At 42.2% G+C, this 7049-nt stretch carries 4 protein-coding genes and 1 pseudogene; 4 read left to right on the forward strand and 1 reads right to left on the reverse strand.

Annotated elements, in window-relative coordinates:
• Positions 1–11 precede the first annotated feature (11 nt).
• From CFPU101_RS18525 to CFPU101_RS26330, 4 genes and pseudogenes are all read left to right on the forward strand, one after another.
• A complete protein-coding gene (locus CFPU101_RS18525) occupies positions 12–1049 on the forward strand; it encodes a DUF1822 family protein (RefSeq protein ID WP_206816814.1) in 1038 nt (345 codons plus the stop codon).
• 361 nt (positions 1050–1410) lie between these two features.
• Entirely contained in the window at positions 1411–1833 is a 423-nt protein-coding gene (locus CFPU101_RS25670; protein WP_242578079.1) for a hypothetical protein, read from the forward strand.
• Positions 1731–5984, forward strand: coding sequence for a CHAT domain-containing protein (locus CFPU101_RS18530; RefSeq protein WP_242578080.1), 4254 nt, complete (start codon positions 1731–1733; stop codon positions 5982–5984). Before CFPU101_RS25670 ends, CFPU101_RS18530 begins: the two co-directional genes overlap by 103 nt.
• A 108-nt stretch (positions 5985–6092) precedes the next feature.
• Positions 6093–6789, forward strand: a pseudogene (locus CFPU101_RS26330) (IS982 family transposase); the annotation flags it as partial.
• A gap of 2 nt (positions 6790–6791) precedes the next feature.
• On the opposite strand, the gene CFPU101_RS18540 reads toward CFPU101_RS26330, so the two are convergent.
• Positions 6792–7049 (reverse strand): transposase (locus tag CFPU101_RS18540; RefSeq protein ID WP_206816815.1); only part of this gene is annotated, 258 nt, incomplete at its 5' end.

A 7049-nucleotide genomic window follows, 5' to 3' on the forward strand; every position in this document is an offset into this window, starting at 1 on the left:
GGAGTAAAGTCATGATTAATTCCCTAACCAACTCGACAAATTTTAGATTACTGATGCCAGAAGTTATTTGGCTTGAGCCAAAACATATAGAACGAGCAACCGCCATTCGTGAGCGCACAAACAACGAATCTCAACAATGGCAAGTTTATTTAAATACGCTTGCATTATTGGGTTTAGAAGAATGGCTTAGAGAACGGATGCACGATTCTAACATTATTAGAGAAAGCAACATCAATCAGTCTGGCAGCTATTTAAAAATTGGTGACTTTAAAATCTGTGTCATTGCCACTGAAAACTTGCTTGATGAAATTGTCAATCTTCCTCAAGATGTTTTAGAGCAATCCGAACTAGTGGCTCATTTTTATGCAATTCTTGAAGTATTAGAAGAAGAAGAACAAGTCATTATCCGAGGATTTCAGCGTTATGATTTATTGAATAATTATCGCCTTCAAGTTAATTTATCTGTGCAAGCCGATGGTTGTTATCCATTTCCTTTATCAGTATTTGATGCCGAACCCAATCACTTGTTAGGTTACTGTTGTCATTTAGAGCCATCAGCGATTACTTTACCTGTTCAAGAAAAAGCATTAGACGTTTTTCAAGAAATGAGAACTAAATTAAGTCGATGGTTACAGGGAATTGTAGACGAAGGTTGGCAAACGCTTGACGTACTGATTAATTCAGAAGCGAATTTAGCCTTGGCTACCAGGAGTATGTTTTTGGGAACGGGGACGAAAGCGGGAAAACTCATTAATTTAGGAATGCAATTGGGGAGTCAAACAGTCGCCATGCTGATCACGGTGACTCAAGAAACTGAGGAGAAAATTGGAATCAACATACAACTATATCCAACTGAAGGCGAATCTTATTTACCTCCTGATCTGACACTCACTTTACTGAGTAAAGCGGGGAAAATATTACAGGAAGTACGATCGCGTCCTCTTGATAGTTACATTCAACTGAAGTCTTTTAAAGGTGAACCAGGAAAACGTTTTAGTATTGAAATTAGCCTGGGCGATGCTAGTGTCAAAGAAGAATTTGAACTTTAAACCAGTCAACGATTAGTATGATTTTCAATAGTCTTATCTATTTGAAAAGCAAGTTCTTGACAGTTAACCTTTTTGTAAAGATTTTTTACAAAAACTAACAGCTTGCCTAAAAGGAAAGTTTGTCCTGTGTAGCATACACAAGCTCAAAATTAATAAACTTATAGACAAATTTAGTTGATAGTAGAGATTTCAGTCTTCAAGCCATTAGAATTAAAAATCTAAAGTCCTGATTACGAATTCCAATAATTGACTCGTGCAAGTGGTCTAATAATTTTGAAAGAAAGCCCCTACCTTAACTCCAAAACCGCTAGGCTTCTAAAAATATAATTCAGTGCTGATTTTTACACAGGAAATCTAAAAAATGAGAGGCACTCAGTCAATTGTTATCAATTTAGGGAGTGGTGATTTAAATCATGGATTTAAGTCCGTGACCGCCCAAATTTGGACACAAGGAAATTCATATCCAGAGCAATTTACTGGTTCTCTCAGTGCGGCTCCTCATTTGATCGCTCTCTATCGTCGTTGGCAAGCCATCTATCAAGCACTCTGTAGTCGCCTAGTGATGCTTTGTCCCCCAATAGAGGAAGATGACGAACTAGAAATCGATGACAGGGGAATTACTCAAGTCTCTCAGATTAGTTTTGATGAAGTCTGTCAAACCTTACAAGAAAGCTTCAATACTTGGCTCAATTCCGAAGAATTTTTCAAAATCGACCGCAACTGCGATCGCACTTCAACCGAGCCGATTCGATTCAAGTCATTATTGAAACTGACGATGACTTAGTAAAACGCTTACCCTGGCATCACTGGGATTTTGTTAAAGATTATCCTGCTTCAGAAATTGCTCTCAGTAGACCAGAGTACAAGCGACAAAACACTGCTCCGATCAGGGTTTCTCGGCAAAACATCAGAATTTTAGCGATTTTGGGTGATAGCCAAGATATTGATGTCGAAGGTGAGAGAAAGTTTCTCAACACCCTAGAGGATGCCCAAACCGAGTTTCTCGTGCTACCATCGCGTCTCGAATTTGATAGGCAGCTTTGGGACTCTCAAGGATGGGATATTCTCTTTTTTGCGGGTCACAGTCACAGTGAGGAAAAAACAGGGCGAATTTATATTAATGAGAACTCCAAAAACAACAGTTTGACCATTGAACAGTTAGAAGAATCTCTCACAGAAGCGATCGCCAATGGATTAAAACTAGCAATTTTCAACTCTTGCGACGGGTTGGGACTGGCCAATGCACTCTCAAAATTAAATATTCCTGTCGTCATTGTCATGCGCGAACCTGTACCGAATCGAGTGGCACAGGAATTTTTTAACTATTTTCTCGAAGCTTTTGCGATTGATCGTTTATCGCTCCCAATAGCCGTGCGGCAAGCGAGAAGGAAGTTACAAGCATTAGAAGATCAATATCCCAGTGCTTCCTGGTTGCCAATCCTTTGTCAAAATCCTGCTGTCAAACCCCCGACTTGGCTTCAGTTAGGCGGAATTCCTCCTTGTCCGTATCGAGGCTTATTTGCGTTTATTGAAGAAGATGCTCATTTATTCTTTGGACGGGAAAAGTTCGTTGAGGATTTAGTCGCCGCAGTCACTCGAAAACCGTTGGTAGCAGTAATCGGTTCTTCTGGCAGTGGCAAGTCTTCGGTTGTCTTTGCTGGTCTTGTACCAAAACTACGCCAAGAACGGCAGATTTATTGGCATATCGTTTCGTTTCGCCCTGGAATTAATCCTTTTGCGTCACTAGCAACTGCATTTAGCTCATTAGAATCGCCTCAATTTCTTGAGAAAAAACTGCGAGATGACGACAGAGCCTTATCTCAAATGCTCGAAAGCTTCCTCTTCTTATCTTCCTCTACTCTCCCTTGCCGTCTACTGTTGATTGCCGATCAGTTTGAGGAACTTTATACCCTCTCTTTAGAATGCGACCGCCAGTCTTTCCTGAATCTTTTGCTTAATGCGGTCAAATGTACCCCAGGCTTTACCTTAGTCCTTACCCTGCGAGCCGACTTTTACGGCAGGGTTCTTACTGACCGTCCTTTGAGCGATGTTTTACAGGGAGCGACTCAAAACTTAGGCCCGATGAGCCAAGAGGAATTGCGATCGGCAATTGAAAAACCTGCAGCCCGTTATGAAGTGGAACTAGAGCCAGGATTGACCGATAAACTCATCGATGCGGTCTGGGAACAATCAGGACGTTTGCCGTTGTTAGAGTTTGCCTTGACTCAGCTATGGTCGAAACAGCAAGATAGCGGGTTAACCTATCAAGCCTACACCGAGATTGGCGGTGTAGAATCAGCACTGGCCAACCACGCCGAGGCAGCGTATGCTCAGTTGTCTGAAATCGATAGACAACGAATGCAGCAGGTGTTTATTCAGCTAGTCCAACTCGGAGAAGGAGCAGAGGTCACCCGTCGGTTAGCTACTCCTGATGAAGTTAAGCCAGAAAATTGGGATTTAGTGACGCGCTTGGCAGATGCTCGTTTGGTGGTTACTAACCGCAACTGTAATGAGTCTACTGGAAGCGAAACGGTAGAAATCGTGCATGAGGCACTAATTAGAAGTTGGGGACGACTGGGAAACTGGTTACTAGCAGATGGAGAATTTCGTCGTTGGCAAGAACAGCTAAGGGCATCTAAACGTCAATGGGAAAATAACGACAAAGATCAAGATGCTCTGTTGCGAGGTAAATCATTAGCAGATGCCCAATATTGGCAAAGTCAACGATTGGAGGAATTGAGTTCGGAGGATCGATGGTTCATTGAGTTAAGTTTAGACCAGCGAGATCAAGAGAGCAAAGCGCAAAAACGCAGGCGAAAACTAACTGTCTCGGCACTGATTAGCGGTTTAGTCATCGCTTTGTTACTAGCAGGAATCGCTTTATGGCAATGGCACAATTCAGCAATTAGCGAGATTGCAGCGACCAGTCAATCGTCTAAATTACTCTCTGCTTCTCATCAAGAGTTTGAAGCGTTACTCGAAGGACTCCAAGCAGGACGAAAGCTACAAAATATCGCCTGGACGGAAAATAGCCCTCAACTTCGTTCCGATGTGATGTCTTCTCTCAAAGAAGCCATTTATGGTGTTAGAGAACGAAATCGTTTAATCGGGCATCAGGATCGAGTTTATAGTATTAGTTTTAGTCCCGATGGTCAAATAATAGCTTCGGCTAGTGGCGATCAAACCATCAAACTCTGGAAACGCGATGGAACTTTATTAAAAACTATTCCCGCTCATGAAGGGGAAGTTTATGATGTTATTTATAGTCCCGACGGTCAAATCATTGCTTCGGCTAGTGGGGACAAAACCATTAAAATCTGGAATCGCGACGGAACCTTACTCAAAACCCTGACTGGACACCAGGGAGAAGTTTATGATCTGGCTTTTAGTCCCGACGGTCAAATTATTGCTTCAGCTAGTGGTGACAAAACTATTAAAATCTGGAATCGCGACGGAACCTTACTCAAAACCCTGACTGGACACCAGGGAGAAGTTTATAATCAGGCTTTTAGTCCCGATGGTCAAATCATTGCTTCAGCTAGTGGTGACAAAACTATTAAACTTTGGAATCGTGACGGAACCTTACTCAACACCGTGACGGGGTTTAACCAAGCTGTTCGGAGCGTTAATTTTAGCCCCGACAATCAAAAAATTGTTGCTAGTAGCGAAGATGGCACCATTCAATATTTGAGCAAAGACGGGAAACTGATCCATCGTTTTTTTGATGGAAATATTGTTTATCGCGTGATTTTTTCCCCCGATGGCTATACTTTGATCTCAGTCGGCGGTGATACGACTGTAAAACTCTGGAACTTAGATGGCAGTCTGCTACAAACCTTCTACGGGCATACCGATGGCGTGTTAGACGTAGCCACGAGCAACGATGGGAAAGCTATCGCGTCTGCTTCGGCGGACGGAACAATCAAAATCTGGGAGCGCGATGGACTTTTATTGCATACTCTCTATGGACATGACGGAGAAGTTTACAGCGCGGTTTTTAGTCCCGATCACCAAATTTTCGCTTCGGTTAGCAGCGATGGTACTGTCAAACTTTGGAAGCGCGATGGAACGTTAATCAAAACCCTTCAAGGTCATACCGATGTCGTTCATAGTGCTATTTTCAGTCCTGACGGTCAAACTTTGGCCTCGGCAAGTTGGGACAAGACGATCAAACTTTGGAGTCGCGATGGAACTTTGCTGACGACCTTAGAAGGTCATAATGGAAAAGTTTATGCAGCAAGTTTTAGTCCTGACGGTCAATTGATTGCTTCTGCTAGCAGCGATGGCACTGTCAAACTTTGGAAGCGCGATGGAACGTTAATCAAAACCCTTCAAGGTCATACCGATGTCGTTCATAGTGCTATTTTCAGTCCTGACGGTCAATTGATTGCTTCTGCTAGTCACGATCAAACCGTTAAACTCTGGAGTCGCGATGGGCAGTTGCTCAACACTTTAAAGGGTCATACAAATTGGGTTCATGAGGTAAATTTTAGCCCTGACGGTCAAACGATCGCCTCGGCTAGCCATGACAGAACCGTTAAACTTTGGAATCGTGAGGGACAATTGCTCAGAAGTTTGATTGGACATACCGATAAAGTCTTGGGTGCGAATTTTAGCCCCGACGGTCAAACTGTCGCTTCTGCCAGCCGTGACAAAACCATCAAACTCTGGCGTTTAGACGGCACTCCGATTGCCACTTTGCGAGGCCATGGCAATTGGGTTCATGGCATAAATTTTAGCCGTGATGGTCAAACCCTTGCTTCTGCTAGTTACGACCATACTATAATTTTGTGGAATTTAGAGAATCTAAACAATCTAAACGAGCTTCTGGTGCGAGGATGCAATTGGATGCAAGATTATCTAAAAAACAATCCCAATGGTAAAAAAGAAAATACTCTCTGTGACGGCATTAGCACTTTTAGGTTATTTAACTGAAGAAAGAGTTGGAAAGACTTACCTAACGTGAGTTCGGGATAAGGAGAACCAAGAAAAGGAGGGGGCTAGTAAACTGAAATATAACGAATCATTCAGCACCCCCAACCTATGTCCAGTCTAGAAGCTCTATTTTGTCATGTCGATGATTTTTGCCAAGCTTTTGAAGCCAAATGGTCGAAAAAACTGTTATCAGTGGGAATAAAAAGCCGTAGAAGAACTAAAAGCTTGTCTTTAAGCGAAATTATGACGATTCTTATTACCTTTCATCAAAACCATTATCGAAACTTCAAACATTACTATCTCGACCATGTTTGTGTTTATTGGAGGGAAGCTTTCCCTCGGCTGCCTAGTTATCAACGCTTCATCGAATGGATGCCTTCTGCATTAATCCCTCTATGCGTTTATTTGAAACACTGTTTCGGTCGGTGTACTGATATCAGTTTTTTGGATGCGACTAAAATACAAGTCTGTCATAACCGTCGTATCGGAAGCCACCGCGTTTTTGAAAATTTAGCGGCTCGCGGTAAAACTTCCTGGGAAGTGGTTCTTTGGTTTTAAATTGCATTTAGTTGTCAATGATTCGGGTGAACTTCTCAACGTTCGCATCACATCAGGCAATGTCGATGACCGTAAGCCAGTTGGTTTCCTTCTCCAATCACTTTTTGGCAAAGTTTTTGCCGATAGAGGGTACATCTCTCAATCTTTGACAGAGCAGTTGCATCTAGATCTTGGCGTTGAGTTTTTTGTCAAACCCCGAAAAAATATGAGAAATTACTTGATGAGGCTTCATGATAAGCTGCTATCGCATTACGCAAAAACATTAGGACATTGGTGAAAGGCAGCATCTACACAATCTCTAACTGTTTCAAATTCTTTTAATCTTTGTCTCATCCATGTCTTTAAAACAGCCCACCAATTTTCTATCTTATTAAAATCGGGCGAGTAAGGGGGTAAATACCAAAGTTCACATCCTGCTTCTTCAACAATACTTTTTAAACTTTCTCCATGATGAAAGGTCGCATTATCAAGAATAATAAGAGCTTCTGGTACTAATTGAGGAAGCAA

Source organism: Chroococcus sp. FPU101, assembly GCF_017312365.1.
Lineage (GTDB): Bacteria > Cyanobacteriota > Cyanobacteriia > Cyanobacteriales > Microcystaceae > Chroococcus.